The sequence below is a fragment of the Sorangium sp. So ce363 genome (assembly GCF_051520435.1).
Classification (GTDB): Bacteria; Myxococcota_A; Polyangia; order Polyangiales; family Polyangiaceae; genus Sorangium; species Sorangium cellulosum_B.
This window is the reverse complement of record NZ_CP150333.1, coordinates 6,351,182-6,366,331: the sequence shown is the minus strand read 5'-3', so window position 1 is coordinate 6,366,331 and position 15,150 is coordinate 6,351,182. Positions and strand designations below refer to the sequence as shown.

Sequence of the window (15,150 nt, the reverse complement as noted above, 5' to 3'; positions counted from 1 at the left end):
CAGCTCGCCTGTCGGCGGCGGCCCTCGCGCATCGAGTGAGAGTTGCTCTCTTCTGAGGAGGCGGATCGCGCGACGCGGGCGGGCGGCTGCGGCTCAGCGTCCGGGCCTGCGCAGGCTCGCGGCCTCGGATACGATCCAGTCCCTGAAGGCGGCCACCGGCTTTCGCCGCAGGCTCGCGCGCGTGCTCACGAGGAAGTAAGCGAGGCCCGTCGGCAGCGCCGGGAGCCTGGGAAAGAGCAGCACCAGGCGGCCGAGCTCGAGCTCTGCGGCCGCGAGCGACCAGCGCGCGAGCGCCACCCCCTGACCGCGCACCGCCGCGTCCACCAGCATCGACGAGTCGGTGAGCTGGCTCTGGCGCACCCGGGCCGGCAGGCGGCGCGAGCGCTCGCGAAACCAGCGGCCCCAGGCGTCGGGGTGGTCGTCCCCGAGCAACACCTCGTGGCTCAGGTCCTCGACGCGCCAGCGCGCGCGCTTGCTCGCGACGCTCGGCGCGGCGGCCACGATCAGGGCGTCGTCCGCCAGCTTGACGGTCAAAAGGCCCGGGTAGCTGCCGAGTCCATAACGAATGCCGATGTCCACCGGCTCTCTCGCGAGATCGACGAGGCGCTCGGTGGCGGAGATGCGCACGTCGACCTCCGGGTGGCTCACAAGGAACTGCCCGAGCCGCGGCACGAGCCAGCGCGCCCCGAACGACGGCGTGACGCTGACCGACACGGCGGGCCGCGCGTCCGCGGCGGGCCGCCGCAGGCGGGCGTTCGCCTCGCGCAGCCTGGCGAACACGACGCCCAGCTCCGCAGCCCAGCGCTCGCCGTCCTCCGTCAAGCTGATGCCGTGCGGCGAGCGCCGAAACAGCGCCGTCTCCAGGGTGTCCTCGAGGGCGCGGATCTGGTGGCTGACGGCGGCCTGGGTCACGCCCAGCTCGCGCGCCGCGCGGGTGACGCTCGAATGGCGCGCCGCGGCCTCGAACGCCTGAAGGGCGGTGAGCGACGGCAGCGGCGGAGGGTGATCCCCCGGGGCGGGGCTGGTCATGAGAAATTCTCATGTACCATGGAAAACATTCGTTCGCTCGTCCAGGCGCGCCGCGGTATCCCGGGAGTCATGAAGCTCTACCGACTCCGATATAGCCCCTTCGCCCGCAAAGTTCAGATGCTGCTCGACCTCCTGGGTCGCCCGTACGAGCTGGTCGAGGTGCCGTACGATGATCGCGACGAGCTGGCCCGCGTGACCGGTGGCTATATCTACGTGCCGGTGCTGGTCGGCGACGACGGCCGGGTGACGGTCGAGTCGCGGCGGATCTGCGAGCTCCTGCTCGAGGACCCTGCCGCCCGGCGCTTGACGCTCGACGTCCTCGAGGGCCCGGTCTGGGCCTACGCGGACTTCTGCGACGGACCGCTGGAGGACGTGCTGTTTCGAATCGCGTCGCCGCGCATCCGCGACGCCTGGGAGCGGCCGGGTCAGCGCGCCCTGTACACGCTGATCAAGGAGCGCAAGTTCGGCGCCGGCTGTATCGAGCAGTGGGAGCGCGACACCCCGGCGCTGCTCGATCGCGCGCGGACCCTGCTCTCGCCGACCGTCCGGACGCTGCAGCGAGCGCCGTTCCTGTTCGGCGAAGCCCCGAGCCTCGCGGACGCCGCGCTTTACGGCAACCTGGCGATGTTGTTCGAAGCGGACCGGGCGCTGCCCGGAGCGCTGGCGGCGGAGCTGCCGGGGTACATGTCCCGGCTCGAGCGGCTCGTCCCGTCGCGGTGACCCCGGGCTCCCCCGCCGCGCTCATTGCCTCGCTCATTCAGAAGGAAGGCGGATCGCGTAAGCACCTTTCTGTCATCTCACACGAAGGCGGGACGACGGGAAGGAGGGAAGAAAAAGCAATGATCTTCCCACCTTCATGTGAACTCTCTCAGAGAAAATGGGAGCACCACCCGGCTCGCCCGGTGGATTGACGCGCTCGCCTGCGCCACCCTACATACTCCTGGGGCGCCAGGCACACGGCCGCGCTCATGCCGATCACCGGTGCTGCTCGCAGCGCTCATCGGGGGCCGTCCGCTCTGCTGCGACCTCGTATTTCAGGGAGATGTGAAGTGAGCTATTCGGCAAATCAAGGCCCTGGCCTGGTCGCATACAACCTGACCCGGAGCGGCTACGAGTACCTCATGCGCCTCATCGATCTGGGCATCATCGAGGGGACGCTCGGCGCGATGGATCTGAGCCCTCAAATCAAGGAGATATTCAAGGCGCTCCACACCGTCGCTGCCGGCGGCGAGGTAAGGATAGTCATCGAGCATCGCGGCAACCCGGACATCGAGAACGAGCTCCAGCAGCGCATCGCGCAGGCGCGTCAGGACGCCAACGAGGTCAATGCGAAAAGCGGATACTATCTCACGATTGCGCCATAGCGCCGTGCGCGGGGGTCGCCATGAGCGGCGGAGCCATCTTTCAGCAGGCGTTGCGTGTCGTCGGCCGCAGCGCCCTCGGCCATCTCGAGCAGGCCGACGTGATCCGGGCGCTCGAGGCAGGCCGCTCCGGGCCGCTCGCGTTCGCTTATGCGGCGGGCGCGGAGGCCGGGCTGGCCCGTGACGCCCTCCTCGCGCGGGGCGCCGCGGTCTTCTTCAGCTTCTGCGCTGCAAACCTCGCGGACGACATCGCCGATGGGGAGTGCACGTACCTGGAACGGCCGACCCGCACCGGTCCGGCTGTCCAGTTCATCCTGCAGAATCTCGCGTTCGCGACGCTCGCGCGCGGCGCGGTGCCGTCCGACGCCGTGGCGCGCGCGGCCGCGGACCTCGTCGCGGCCGCCGGTGCGCAGCTCGCAGAGATGCGGACGACCGTCTGGACGGAGGCAGCGACACGCGAGGTCGCCGAGGCGATCGCAGGGCTCCAGTACGCGGCCTATCTGCGCATTCTCTGGGTCGGGACGCCCCTTGAGCCCTCTGCAGCGCGCGCCGGGCGCGGGCTCGGCATCGCGGCCCATGTGGCGCGCGATCTCGCCACGGGCGACCCGCGTATCCACGGCCTTGCTCCAGAAGAGCGCCGCGCGGTGACCCTCTGGGCGCGCGATCTCGCCATCTCTCTCGCGAAGGAGAGCCTCCGATGCATCGATGCTGCGCTGAGAACGATAGTGCCGACACTGGAAGCAGCCCTCTGAGCCTCACCGAGGAGCAGCAGGTCGTCGCGGCGTTTTATGATGAGAAGACGCGGCGCATCCTGGCCAAGTATGGCCCTGGGCCGCGCGTGCACTATCACACGGGGTTCAGCGATGGCGCCGTCGATCCACGATGGTCTCTCGATGAGCTGCGCGCGCGACTGGTCGAGTCGCAAGAGGCGCTGCTTGCCGAGGTGACGCGGCACATCGCGCCGCGCAGCGGCGGGATCGAGCTCCTCGACGTGGGCTGCGGCCTCGGCGGCGGCTCGCTGTACTGGGCGGAGTCGCTCCGAGCGCGCGTGACGGCGATCACGCTCGTCCCATCGCACGCGGCGGTCGTTCGCGCGTTGTCCAAGATGGCGGGGGTCGCGGACCGCGTGCGCGTCCTCGTGCGCGATGCGCACGCCTTGCCGGGCTCCGACCTGTTCGACGCGGCGGTCGCCATCGAGACGTCTTGCTATCTCGAGCGCCGCACCTGGTTCGAGCGGCTCGCGTCGTTGCTGAAGCCGGGCGGCTCAGCGCACATCGCCGACTGGTTCGTCGGTCGTCCCGAGGCGGCGCCCCGCGTCGACACATACTACCGCACGCGAATGGGCTCACCGGATGCATACCGCAGCGCGGCGCACGCCGCGGGGCTGCGAACTCTCCACTTCGAGACGTGGAGCGATCGGGTCGCCGGCTTCTGGTCGTTGAGCCGCGCCTGGTCGGAGGCTGCCATGATGGGGCGGCCCGTCGACGACCCGGAACGAGCGAGGCTCGAACGGTCACGCTCCGAGCACGCGCACCTCGGGGCGTCGTTCGCCAACGGCGATCTCCTGTATGGGCACATGATCGTTCAACGGGCGCCCCTGGGACGGCGGCTCGGCGCTGCGAGCTGGTCCTCGGCGACGTGAAGGACCTGCTCGCTCTGCAGGGGGCTCACCCCTCACCGTGGCGCTCGCATCGCGAAGGCGATGCCGCCCTGGAGCGAGCAGGGCTGAGACGATGAGGGGCGGGAGCGGCCCGTGAGGTCCCCCGATGAGCTCGCGCGCGGGGCGATGCGCCCCCGGGGAGCGCCGCGCGGCTCAGCTGCAGAGGCCCTCGACGCATGCGCTGCCGCTCGGGCAGTCGCAGTCCACCTCGCAGGAGAGGGCCGGCTCGGGCGGCGGCGCGCAATAGCCGGCCTCGCAGGACTCGCCCTCGGGGCACTCGCACGAGGCCGCGCACGGCGTCTTGCAGGTCCCTTCAACACACACGTCGCCGCTCGGGCAGTCGCACGACGCCTCGCAGGCCCCTGGCGAGCTCCCGTTGTCGCCGCCGCTGCTCGCGCTGTCTTCGCCGCCGCTGGTCGCCCCGCCCTCGTCCTCGCTGCCGCCGTCGTCCGAGGTGTCCTCGTCCCGATCCGGGCGCTCGACGTCGGGAGCGTCGGGAGCTCCGGGCTCGAAACAGTCGTCGTCATCCCAGTCGCAGTCTTCGCCAGTCTCGATGTAGCAACCGACTGTCGTCATCGAGAAGAAGGACAAAGAGAGACCGAGACCCCACTCGAAGGCCGTGCGCATGCTCATGTGTCATCACTCCTGATCAGCGATGGATCCAGGGCAGCGGCGCGGCTCGTCGGCGCGTCGCCCTCTGCCCACTCGGAGCTGCGTGCCCGCTGCCGCGCGCTCCGTTCAACGGGTCGCGCGCCTGCGCACGATCTCGACGGCCGCCGGTCCGGAGCTCCCGGGCGGCGGGATGGACCCCGGCGGTCGATCGCGCCCCCTGGCCGTCGATTTCGGCCGTCCGGATCCCCGGCGGTCGATTTTGCCGACCGGGGTTGAACGTTCCCGACCTCTCCGGGCACGAAACCGACGCGCCGACCATGAACGCTCTCCTCCACGCCGGGCACGACGGGGTGTGCCACATGTCGACCCGGGCTCTCGGACGCTTGTTGATGGCAAACGGGCAACGCCGCCGAGCGCGTTCGGGTGTAACGATGACGGCGCAGGGATGGACCGAGATGGGACGGAGCGAGCAGCGGGTTTTCCGGGCGCAGAGCCGTCCGGCGCCGACGAGCCCCCGCGCGCCGGGGAGAGGTGGCGCCCGATGAAGACCATGGCGCTCCTCATGCCGTTCTTCTTCTCCCGCGGCGCCGAGCGCGCGCAGGACGCGGAGGAGGAGCTCGTCGAGCGGCTGCGGCGCGGGGACGCCGCGGCGGTCGGCGAGGCGTACGACAGGCACTATGGCGCGGTGCGCGGGTTCGCTCGCCGCCTCACCGGCGACGACGCGTCCGCCGAGGACCTGGCCCACGACGTCTTCATCAGCCTGCCGCAGGCCGCGCAGCGGTTCCGCGGCGGCTCGTCGCTCAAGACGTTCCTTATCGCGATCGCGGTCAACCACGCCCGCCACCACCTCCGCGCGGCGGCGCGGCGCCGCGCGGCCATGGCGCGGCTCGCCCTGGAGCCGGACGAGGAGCACACGTCGAGCCCCGAGCGGGAAGCCGGCCGCGCCGCGCTCGCGCAGGCCCTGAACCGCGCCCTCGACGCGCTGCCGACGGCGCAGCGCGTGGCGTTCGTGCTCTGCGAGGTCGAGGAGCGCAGCGCGCGCGAGGCGTCCGAGATCATGGGCGTGCCCGAGGCCACCGTGCGCACGCGGCTGTTCCACGCCAAGCAGAAGCTCCGTACGCTGCTGGAAGAGAGGGCCCCATGAAGGACGACGTGCTCCGCGAGGCCGCGCGCGCCCTGCGCGCGGAGGCAGACGCGTCGCGCGGCCGCCGCGACGAGACGCGCGCCCGCGTGATGAGGAGCCTGAAGGCCCAGCGGGCCCGCCGCCTCGCGATGGTCCGCGTGGTGGTCCCGCTGGCCGCCGTGCTCGTCGGATCGGTCGCGTGGGCCTCGGCCGCGCGCTGGTTCCCAGGCGGCTGGGACGACCTCGCGTCGCGGCTCGGGCTGCGCGTCTCCGAGGCGCCCTACATTCCGCCCGCGCCGCCGCCGCAGCGCGCGCTGTCCGGGCCGCGGCACGCGACCGAGGCGCCCGCGCCGCCGGAGGCCGAGGCGCCCGCGCCGCCGGAGGCCGAGGCGAGCGCGGAGGCGGTCGCGCCGGAGCCGCCGCTGCTGCTTGCGCCGATCGCGGAGCCCCCGATCGCCCCTGCGCCGCCGCGCGCGCCGGTGCTGGCGGTCACGCCGGTCCGGTCGGCCTCGCGCCCGGTCGCGGCCGTCGCGCCGAGCGCCGCGCGCCTGCCGACCGCGCCGCGGCCGGCTGCGGCCGATCCGCAGGCTATCGAGCGTTCGCCGGCCGGCCCCGAAGCGGACGCGCTCTATCAGGCGGCGCACCGCGCGCACTTCGTCGAGCGCAACCCGGCGGCCGCGCTCGACGCGTGGAACGCGTACCTGGCCGCCGCCCCGCACGGCCGCTTCGCGGTGGAGGCCCAGTACAACCGCGCCCTCTGCCTCGTTCGCCTCGGCCGCAAGGACGAGGCGCGGCGGGCGCTCGATCCGTTCGCGCAGGGCGCCCTCGGCGGCTACCGCCAGGCCGAGTCGCGCTCGCTGATCGAGGCGATGCGCAGCGCGGACGAGTGAACGTCGCGGCGCGTGAACGAACGTGCTGCGAGCGGGCACAGCACGGTCGATGAACACACCCGCCCTCGCACCTCTCCCTGCGCCGCCGCGGGGCTCGCCGCGCCGTGACCGGAAGACGTCCGCGCGCGGCGCAGGCCTCCGCGCGGGCGTCCTCCTTCTGCACGCGCTCGCGGCCGCGGGCGCCCTAGCCGCCGTCACCGCGCCCCCCGCGCCTGCCCTCGCCGAGGAGCCGAGCGCCGCGGGCGTCGATCTCGTCGTCGACGGCGCGCCGTGGACGCTCGATCCCGACGCGGTGCGCGCCGCCATCGGGCGCGAGCTCGGCGCCGACGTCACGCTGGCCCGCGCGGCGACCGCCGGGCGCTCCACGCTGGTCCTCCGCGGCGAGCCCGACGGCCGCGTCACGCTGAGCCACAGCGCCGCGGACGGCCGCCGCATCGAGCGCACCATCGACGTGCCGGAGGATCCCGATCGCGCCGCCGAGGCGATCGCCCTGCTCGCGGGCAACCTCGTCCGGGACGAGGCAGCGGAGCTCGCGGCGGCGCTCGGCAAGCGCCCGCCCGAGGCGCCGCCGGCGGCGCAGCCATCGCCTGCGGCGCCCTCCGCGCCGCCCGCGGCCAGCCGGCCGACGCCGCCTCCTCGCGCCGCGCGTCCCGCGAAGGCCACGCGCCCCGCCCCAGCGCCACCGGAGCCTCCTCGGTGCGCGCTCCCCGGCGCGAAGGCCGTCCGCTTCGGCGCCGACGTCTTCCCGTATGTCGGCACCTCGACCTTCGACGGCACGAACGTCGTCCGCCGCTACTCGCTCAACCTCATCGCCGGGTACACGGCGGGCGTCGCGGGCCTCGAGCTCGGCGTCGGGGTCAACATCGCGTCGTCGTTCCTGTGCGGCGCCCAGCTCTCGTCCGGCGCCAACCTCGTGCTCGGTCCGGCGCGCGGCGCGCAGATCACGATGGGCCTCAACGTCGCCGGATCGCTCCGGGGCGCGCAGGTCGGCTCGTTCAACGTCGCCGTCGGCCCGGTCACGGGCGCACAGGGCGGCGTGTTCAACGTCGCCGTCGGGCCCGTGGACGGGGCGCAGCTCGGCATGGCCAACGTCGCGGCGGGCGCCGCGATAGACCTTCAGATCGGCGTCGCCAACGTGGCCGTGAGCGACGCGACCGACGTGCAGGTCGGCGTGGCCAACGTGGCCGCGGGCAAGTCGACCGGCACGCAGATAAGCCTGACCAACGTGGCCGCGGGCGAGTCGACCGGCACGCAGATAGGGCTCTTCAACATCGCCACCGGGAAGGTGGGGGGCGCGCAGATCGGCCTCGTCAACTACGCCGGCGACTCGCCGTTCTCGCTCGGGTTGTTCAACTTCATCCGCAACGGCCGCCTGCACGTGGACGTCTGGGGGCTCGAGTCCGGCATCGTGGTGGCTGGCGTCAAGCACGGGAGCGACCACTTCCACAACATCTACGGGATCGGCCTTCGCACGATCGGCAATCGCCCTCTCCTGGTCTCCGCGCTCGGCCTGGGCGGCCGCATCTCCATCCACCAGCGCGCCTATGTCGACCTCGACGTGCTCGGGTACACGCTCCACGAGCCCTCGACGCTCGAGTCCGCGGCCACGATCGCGCAGGCGCGCGCGCTCCTCGGCTTCCGCCTCTTCCCGGAGCTCGCGATCTTCGGGGGCCCCAGCTTCAACGTCTCGTTCAGCGGCACCCCGAAGGACGCCCAGCTGAGCCCCTACGGCAGCGCCCCCCTCGGCTCCGACGTCACCAGCACCGAGCGCGCCTGGCCCGGCCTCGTGCTCGGCGTACAGGCGTTCTGATCCGGCCGTCGCGCTCGCCGGCGGGGCGGGTTGACGGATGCGTGAACGAATTTACTTTTCGTTCATCGATTCATGGAGCTCGCCCGAGCGGTTGCTCGCGGCGGTCTACGTGAGCCCATCCGCGCGCTGCGCCGCCCTCACGGGCGGAGGAGCGGCGCGTTGTCCACGCAGTCCACCTGACCTTCGACCGATCCGGCAGGGATGGCGCGAGCCGACCGCTGCCACAGGAGTTCGCATGAGCCAGCTTCGCAGCGGCGCCAGCGCGCCTCGTTCTCCCTTTCCCCTGCTCCCGCTCCGCACCGGCGTCCTCTTTCCCGGCACCGTGCTCACGCTCCCGGTGGGGCGCCCCCGCTCGGTGGCGCTGCTCAACGCCGTCCACGCCGGCGACGTGATCGGCGTCATCGCGCAGCGCGATCCGAAGCGCGAGGATCCGCGGCGCGAGGACCTCCACGACATCGGCACGTTCGCGCGGGTCGTCGATATCTCGCGCGTCTCGAACGGCTACCGGCTGGTGATCGAGGGGCTCGATCGCTTCGCGCTCTCGGCCCTGGTCGAGACGGAGCCGACGTGGCGGGCCGAGGGCACCCTCGCGCCCGAGTTCCTCGGCGACGCCGAGGAGGCGCGCCTGCTCGCGGCGTCGCTGCGCGAGCGCGCCCGCGAGGTCGGCCCGAAGACGGGGACCAACCTCGCCGAGATCGCCGCCACGAGCCGGGCGGAGCCGGGCGTCTTCGCGGATCAGGTCGCCGGCGCGCTCGGCCTGCCCACCGAGAAGGAGATGGAGGTGCTCTCGGAGCTCCGCGTGGTGCCTCGGCTCCAGCGGGTCGCCGGCCTGCTCGCCGAGGCGTCCGCGCTGGCGGACCTGAAGAAGAAGATCGACGGCGACGTGCGGCGCGAGCTCGGCAAGGGCCAGCGCGAGGTGATCCTCCGCGAGCAGCTCCGGGCCATCCAGAAGGAGCTCGCGGGCGGCGAGGAGGGCGAGGACGAGCTGTCGGCCCTCCGGCGGCGCCTCGACGAGGCCGGGCTCCCCGAGGAGGCGCGCGCCGTCGCCGATCGGGAGCTCCGCCGGCTCGAGTCGGTCGGCCCGCAGAGCGCGGAGCACAACGTGATCCGCACGTACCTCGAGTGGATCGCGGACCTGCCGTGGAGCGCGAGGGCGGAGGTGAAGGACGACCTCGACGCGGTGAAGGCGAAGCTCGACGAGGATCACCGCGGCCTCGACGACGTGAAGCGCCGCATCCTGGAGCACATGGCGGTGCTCAAGCTGACCGGGAAGGCGCGCGCGACGATCCTGTGCTTCGCGGGCCCGCCCGGCGTGGGCAAGACCTCGCTCGGCCAGTCGATCGCCGACGCCACGGGCCGCCCGTTCGTGCGCATCTCGCTCGGCGGCGTGCACGACGAGGCGGAGCTGCGCGGCCACCGGAGGACGTACGTCGGCGCGCTGCCCGGCCGGATCGTGCACGCGCTGAAGAAGGCCAAGGTGAAGAACCCGATCGTGCTCCTCGACGAGGTCGACAAGCTCGGTGCCGGGTGGCGGGGCTCGCCCGAGGCGGCGCTGCTGGAGGTGCTCGATCCGGAGCAGAACCGGACGTTCGTCGACCACTACCTGGAGCTCCCGTTCGATCTGTCGGAGGTCGTCTTCCTCTGCACGGTGAACGACCTCGGCGCGCTCTCGGCGCCGCTGCGGGACCGGCTCGAGGTCATCGATCTGTCCGGCTACACGCCGGACGAGAAGATCGCGATCGCGCGGTCGCACCTCGTCCCGAAGCAGCTCAAGGAGCACGCGATCGACCCGGGGTCGCTGTCGATCTCGGACGAGGCGCTCGCGGCGATCGTGCGCGACTACACGCGCGAGGCCGGGGTGCGGCAGCTCGGCCGCGAGATCAAGAAGCTCTGCCGGGCGGTCGCGCTGGAGATCGCCCGCGCGGCGGACGGCAAGGCGCCGCGCGTGGTGGTCGAGGCGAGCGATCTCGGGACGTACCTTGGCAAGGTCCGGTTCTTCAGCGACGTGGCGGAGCGGACGAGCGTCGCTGGTGTTGCGACCGGGCTCGCCTGGACGCCGGTGGGCGGGGACATCCTGTTCATCGAGACGTCGCGGATGCCGGGGAAGGGGAGGGTCGAGATCACGGGTCAGCTCGGCGACGTGATGAAGGAGTCGGCGAAGGCGGCGCTCACCTACGTGCGCAGCCACGCCATCGAGCTCGGCGTCGACACGGCGAGGCTCGAGGCGGAGGACCTGCACATCCACGTCCCTGCGGGCGGCGTGCCCAAGGACGGGCCGTCCGCGGGCGTGACGATGTTCACGGCGCTGACGTCGCTCCTCTCCGCGCGGCGCGTGCGCTCGGACACGGCGATGACGGGCGAGTGCACGCTGCGCGGGCGGGTGCTGCCGGTCGGCGGGATCAAGTCCAAGGTGCTCGCGGCGCACCGCGCCGGGATCAAGCGGGTCGTCCTGCCGCAGAAGAACGCGCGCGACGCCGAGGAGATCCCGAAGGAGGTGCGGGCCGAGCTGGAGCTCATCTTCGTCGAGGACATGAGCCAGGTGATCGCGGCGGCGCTGGAAGAGGCGCCGATCGAGGCCGCGGGCACGGGCGGCGTGACCGGCGCGGCGGCGGGGGAGCCGGCGGCGGCTGCGTAGCGGAGAGGGAGAGGGGGGCTGAGCCGAGCCGCCGCGCCGGCGGGGGGCTGTGCGCGGCGGCGCGCGGGTGGGCGCTCGGCCATCCGCCAAGACTGGGGCGGGAGAGCTTGCGCATGAGCCACCGCCCGGCATGTCTCACTTCGGGCCATGCCTTCCGAGACGTTTCGTCGCGCGCCACACAAGGCGCGCCTGGGACGTGGAGCCTCCTGAGAGCTTATGGCACCTCGTTCGGTGCTCGCCGCGCCCACCCGCGCGCCGCCGCGCACAGCCCCCCGCCGTCGCTCACGTTGTCTTGTGGGCGCCGTTGGCCGAAGGGCGAGGCGTGCGTATGCGATTCATGACGTCGGCGCGAGCGCGGCGAGGGCGGCCTCGACAGCGAGCGACTTGACCTTCTCCATCGGCACGTCGGTGAACTCGATGACGCAGTCGGAGAGGCCGCCGATGGCGACGACGGCGCGGGCGCGGGCGGCGAGGGAGGGGCGCGGGCCGATGAGAAGGCGCATCAGGCGGCGGCGCCACTCGATCATGCGCATGCCGAGGTCGAGGTAGGCGAGCGTGGCGAGGTCGCGGACCACCATCGTGAGGGTGTCGCGGTGGCGGTGCAGGAGATCGAAGTAGTCGGCGAGCAGGACGCGCGGATCAGGCTGCGGGCCGCCCTCGCGCTCGGCGACGAACGCGTCCATCTCCGCGAGCAGCGGCTCGACGATGCTCGCGACCAGCGATTCGCGTGAGTCGAAGTGGTAGTAGAGCGCGGGCTTGGTGATGCCGAGGTGATCGGCGATCTCGCGCAGGCTGGTCCGCTGGACTCCCTGGCGCGCAAACAGCTCGCGCGCCACCGCCTGGATTCGCGCCTTGGTGTCGGAGGGCCGGGCTCGGGGCACCTGTGTAGTGTAGCCGCTTACTTACCGTTCGGTAAGCCTTGTGCAGGGTTGGGCCGCGTGCTTACCTATCGGTAAGTAAGGAGGGGCCCATGGAGATCCTCATTTCGGGCGCCAGCATCGCCGGTCCGGTGCTGGCCTACTGGCTCAAGCGGCACGGGTTTCGGCCCACGGTGGTGGAGCGCGCGCCGACGCTGCGCAAGACGGGCGGCCACGCGGTCGACCTGTTTCGGCCCGCGATGGACATCGTCGAGCGCATGGGCGTGCTGGCGCGGGTCGAGGCCAAGAAGACCGGCACCGAGCGCATGACGCTGCTGCGCGAGGGGGTGCAAGGGCAGGTCGACATCGACGTCGGCCGGCTGATGCACGCGGTGTCCGACCGCCACGTCGAGATCATGCGCGACGATCTCAGCGAGATCTTCCACGACGCGACCCGGGCCGACGTCGAGTACGTGTTCGGCGACTCGATCGCCTCGCTCGCCGAGGACGAGTCCGGTGTCGACGTGACGTTCGAGCGCGGCGCGCCGCGGCGCTTCGATCTGGTGATCGGCGCCGACGGGCTGCACTCGAACGTGCGACGGCTGGTGTTCGGCGAGGAGCGGCAGTTCGCCCGTTTCATCGGCGCCTACCTCGCGGTGATCTCGATCCCCAACTACTTGGGGCTGCACGACCACGCGATCGTGCTCGGCGGGGTCGGGCGGATGGCGGCGATCTACGGCTCGCACACGATCGACGACGCGCGCGCGGTGTTCCTGTTCCGCAGCCCGCGCGAGCTCGATGTCCACCACCGCGACGTCGCGCGGCAGAAGCAGTTGCTGCGCGAGGCGTTCGCCGGGGCCGGCTGGGAGGTGCCGCGGCTGATGGCCGAGCTCGATCGGACCCCGGCGTTCTACTTCGACTCGATCACGCAGCTGCGCATGGACTCGTGGTCACGCGGGCGCGTCACCCTGACCGGCGACGCCGGCTATTCGCCCGGGCCGGCGGTCGGCGGCAGCACCAGCCTCGCCGTGGTCGGCGCCTATATCCTCGCCGGCGAGCTGGCCGCGGCCGGCGGCGACCACGCGCGCGCGTTCCAGGCCTGCGAACGCAAGCTGGCCGACTACGTGCGCCGCAGCAGGGTGTTCGCGCTGAACGCCGCCAGGCGCCTGGTCCCGGGCAGCCAGCTCGAGCTGTGGGCGCTGGCGCAGATAGGCCGCCTGGTCAGCGTTGTGCCGCGCGGGGTGTCGCGCGCGCTGGCCAAGCTGAGCAGCCACGGGGTCCGGCTGCACGACTCGATTGCTCTCAAGGAATACGCGCGGGCGCCGGCGGCGGTCCGCCAGTCTGCTGTCCTTGCGGACGCGCCGTGACGCGGGCGGATCCTTGATGTGCCGCTCGGCGACGTCGATCTGCGGCGCCGAGCTCATCCGCCTTGCTCGCGGGCCAGCTCCTCCAGGGCCCGCGGCAGATCCTCGTGAGCGACGAGGCGCGCACGGCCCCCCGCGATGTCGGCGAGGTCCCGATCGAGCTCGGCGCGCTGCTCCGGCGTCTGGTCAGCCGACGTTCTCGAGGCTTCCCGCCGCCGCTGTCGACAGCGCCGCGCCCTAGAAGAGCTCCCCGATGCGCCGCAGGAAGCCGCCGCTCGAGAAGAGCGCGCGCATGCCTCGCTTGAACCAGCTGTACGACGACGCGGTGTAGGGGAACCAGGTCGGGTCCTTCGACCCCAGCGCGATGCGGTCCGCGTTGATGTGCTTGACGTCGCACATCTGCCGGAGCCCGTCCTCGCCCATCACCCGGCCGAAGCCGCTCTGCTTGACGCCGCCGAACGGCGCGTCGGGGAGGGCGCCGTTCATGAGCACGTCGTTCACCAGCACGCTGCCGGCCTGCAGGCGCTCGGCGAGCCGGCGGGCGTGATCGGTGTCCTCCGAGAAGACATAGGCGTTGAGGCCGAGGTGCGACTCGTTCGAGAGGCGGATCGCCTCCTCCTCGGTCGCGACCTGCATGAACGGCACGACCGGCCCGAAGATCTCCTCGGTCATCACCGTCATCGCATGATCGCAGCCCGCGAGGATCGTCGGCTCGAAGAACTGGCCCTGCCCCGGCGCGCGCTTGCCGCCGGCCTTCACGGTCGCCCCCTTGTCGACAGCGTCCTTGATGTGCCGCTCGGCGACGTCGATCTGCGGCGGGAAGATGATCGCCCCCACGTCGACGAACTCCTTGCCCGGATCGCCCTGGTTCAGCCCCTTCGTGATCTCGATGGTGCGCTCGAGCAGGCGATCGTGGATCTCGCGGTGCGCATAGACCCGCTCCACCGCGACGCACACCTGCCCCGCGTTCGCGAAGCCGCCGAAGACGATCGCCTGCGCCGTGCGCTCGATGTCCGCGTCCGCGCAGGCGATGAGCGGCGCCTTACCGCCGAGCTCCATCACGCACGGGATGAGGCGCTCGCCGCAGGCGGCGGCGACCTTCCTCCCGGTGCCGACGCTGCCGGTGAACAGGAGCATCTGGATGCCGCTGTCGATGAGCGCCGCGCCGGTCGGCCCGTAGCCGGTGACGACCTGGAACAGATCCTCGGGCATGCCCGCGCCGTCCCAGATCTCCTTCTGCTTGAGCGCGATGAGCGGCGTCACCTCGCTCGGCTTGAGCACGGCGGCGTTGCCGGCGACGATCGCCGCGAGCACGTCGCGCAGCGCGAGCTGGAACGGGAAGTTCCACGGCGAGATCACGCCGACCACGCCGCGAGGGACGTAGTGGACCCAGCTGCGCCGGTGCTTGAAGAGGTGGAGCTTGATCTCGTGCGGCTCGAGCGCCTTCGGGGCGACCTGCGCGAAGTACGTCGCCATGTCGGCCGCGACCAGGACCTCGTGCAGCAGCGCCTCGTGGCGCGGCTTGCCGCACTCGCGCGAGAGCAGATCGACGATCTCGTCCGTCCGATCGACGATGGCGTCGCGGAAGCGAAGGACGCGCTGGCAGCGCTCCTCCACGGGCAGCGCGCCCCACGCCTCCTGCGCGCGCCGCGCCCGGGCGACCGCGGCACGCACCTCCTCGGCGCTGGTGTTCGGGGCCTCTCCAAGGAGCTCCCCGGTCGCGGGCGCGTAGCTGCGGATCGCCGCGCCCCCGTGCCCGTTCATGCCAGGACCGCTGCCGTTGCCCCCGATCGGGCGTTCGCTCACCAC

At 72.2% G+C, this 15,150-nt stretch carries 13 protein-coding genes; 9 read left to right on the top strand and 4 right to left on the bottom strand.

Translation table 11 applies throughout. From position 1 onward, the window contains the following. Nucleotides 1–93: 93 nt before the first annotated feature. Complete coding sequence (gene gcvA, locus WMF12_RS23850; protein ID WP_437873767.1) at nt 94–1,029, bottom strand: transcriptional regulator GcvA; 936 nt, start codon at nt 1,027–1,029, stop codon at nt 94–96. Nucleotides 1,030–1,098: 69 nt separating this feature from the next. Here gcvA and WMF12_RS23845 point away from each other — a divergent pair, with 69 nt between their 5' ends. The 4 genes from WMF12_RS23845 to WMF12_RS23830 all read left to right on the top strand — a co-directional run bounded on the left by WMF12_RS23845 (nt 1,099) and on the right by WMF12_RS23830 (nt 4,032). Continuing rightward, entirely contained in the window at nt 1,099–1,749 is a 651-nt protein-coding gene (locus WMF12_RS23845) for a glutathione S-transferase family protein (RefSeq protein WP_437873765.1), read from the top strand. A 401-nt stretch (nt 1,750–2,150) separates the two neighbouring features. Then, nucleotides 2,151–2,393 (top strand): hypothetical protein, encoded by a 243-nt coding sequence (locus WMF12_RS23840; protein WP_437873764.1) that lies wholly within the window; start codon nt 2,151–2,153, stop codon nt 2,391–2,393. Nucleotides 2,394–2,413: 20 nt separating this feature from the next. Further along, complete coding sequence (locus WMF12_RS23835) at nt 2,414–3,142, top strand: hypothetical protein (RefSeq protein WP_437873763.1); 729 nt, start codon at nt 2,414–2,416, stop codon at nt 3,140–3,142. Beyond that, nucleotides 3,088–4,032, top strand: coding sequence for an SAM-dependent methyltransferase (locus WMF12_RS23830; protein WP_437873762.1), 945 nt, complete (start codon nt 3,088–3,090; stop codon nt 4,030–4,032). The genes WMF12_RS23835 and WMF12_RS23830 overlap by 55 nt, the downstream gene beginning before the upstream one ends. A gap of 171 nt (nt 4,033–4,203) precedes the next feature. Here WMF12_RS23830 and WMF12_RS23825 read toward each other — a convergent pair whose 3' ends face one another. Continuing rightward, entirely contained in the window at nt 4,204–4,683 is a 480-nt protein-coding gene (locus WMF12_RS23825) for a hypothetical protein (RefSeq protein WP_437873761.1), read from the bottom strand. A gap of 520 nt (nt 4,684–5,203) precedes the next feature. Here WMF12_RS23825 and WMF12_RS23820 point away from each other — a divergent pair. From WMF12_RS23820 to lon, 4 genes are all read left to right on the top strand, one after another. Next, nucleotides 5,204–5,806, top strand: coding sequence for an RNA polymerase sigma factor (locus WMF12_RS23820; protein ID WP_437747909.1), 603 nt, complete (start codon nt 5,204–5,206; stop codon nt 5,804–5,806). After that, nucleotides 5,803–6,675 carry a tetratricopeptide repeat protein gene (locus tag WMF12_RS23815; protein WP_437873760.1) on the top strand — a complete coding sequence of 291 codons (873 nt, stop codon included), beginning with the start codon at nt 5,803–5,805 and terminating at the stop codon, nt 6,673–6,675. Before WMF12_RS23820 ends, WMF12_RS23815 begins: the two co-directional genes overlap by 4 nt. 49 nt (nt 6,676–6,724) lie before the next feature. Continuing rightward, entirely contained in the window at nt 6,725–8,485 is a 1,761-nt protein-coding gene (locus WMF12_RS23810; protein WP_437873758.1) for an LA_2272 family surface repeat-containing protein, read from the top strand. Nucleotides 8,486–8,720: 235 nt separating this feature from the next. Continuing rightward, nucleotides 8,721–11,120 (top strand): endopeptidase La, encoded by a 2,400-nt coding sequence (gene lon / locus WMF12_RS23805; RefSeq protein WP_437873756.1) that lies wholly within the window; start codon nt 8,721–8,723, stop codon nt 11,118–11,120. Nucleotides 11,121–11,455: 335 nt separating this feature from the next. On the opposite strand, the gene WMF12_RS23800 is transcribed toward lon, so the two are convergent. Further along, nucleotides 11,456–12,001: a TetR/AcrR family transcriptional regulator gene (locus tag WMF12_RS23800; protein WP_437873755.1), complete on the bottom strand. Its 546-nt coding sequence runs from the start codon at nt 11,999–12,001 to the stop codon at nt 11,456–11,458. 89 nt (nt 12,002–12,090) lie between these two features. Between WMF12_RS23800 and WMF12_RS23795 the strand changes: the two genes are divergently transcribed. After that, nucleotides 12,091–13,344, top strand: a complete 1,254-nt coding sequence (locus WMF12_RS23795) for an FAD-dependent monooxygenase (RefSeq protein ID WP_437873889.1) — start codon at nt 12,091–12,093, stop codon at nt 13,342–13,344. Nucleotides 13,345–13,578: 234 nt separating this feature from the next. Here the strand turns inward: WMF12_RS23795 and WMF12_RS23790 are convergent, their stop codons facing one another. Further along, complete coding sequence (locus tag WMF12_RS23790; RefSeq protein WP_437747904.1) at nt 13,579–15,147, bottom strand: aldehyde dehydrogenase family protein; 1,569 nt, start codon at nt 15,145–15,147, stop codon at nt 13,579–13,581. Nucleotides 15,148–15,150: the final 3 nt, after the last annotated feature.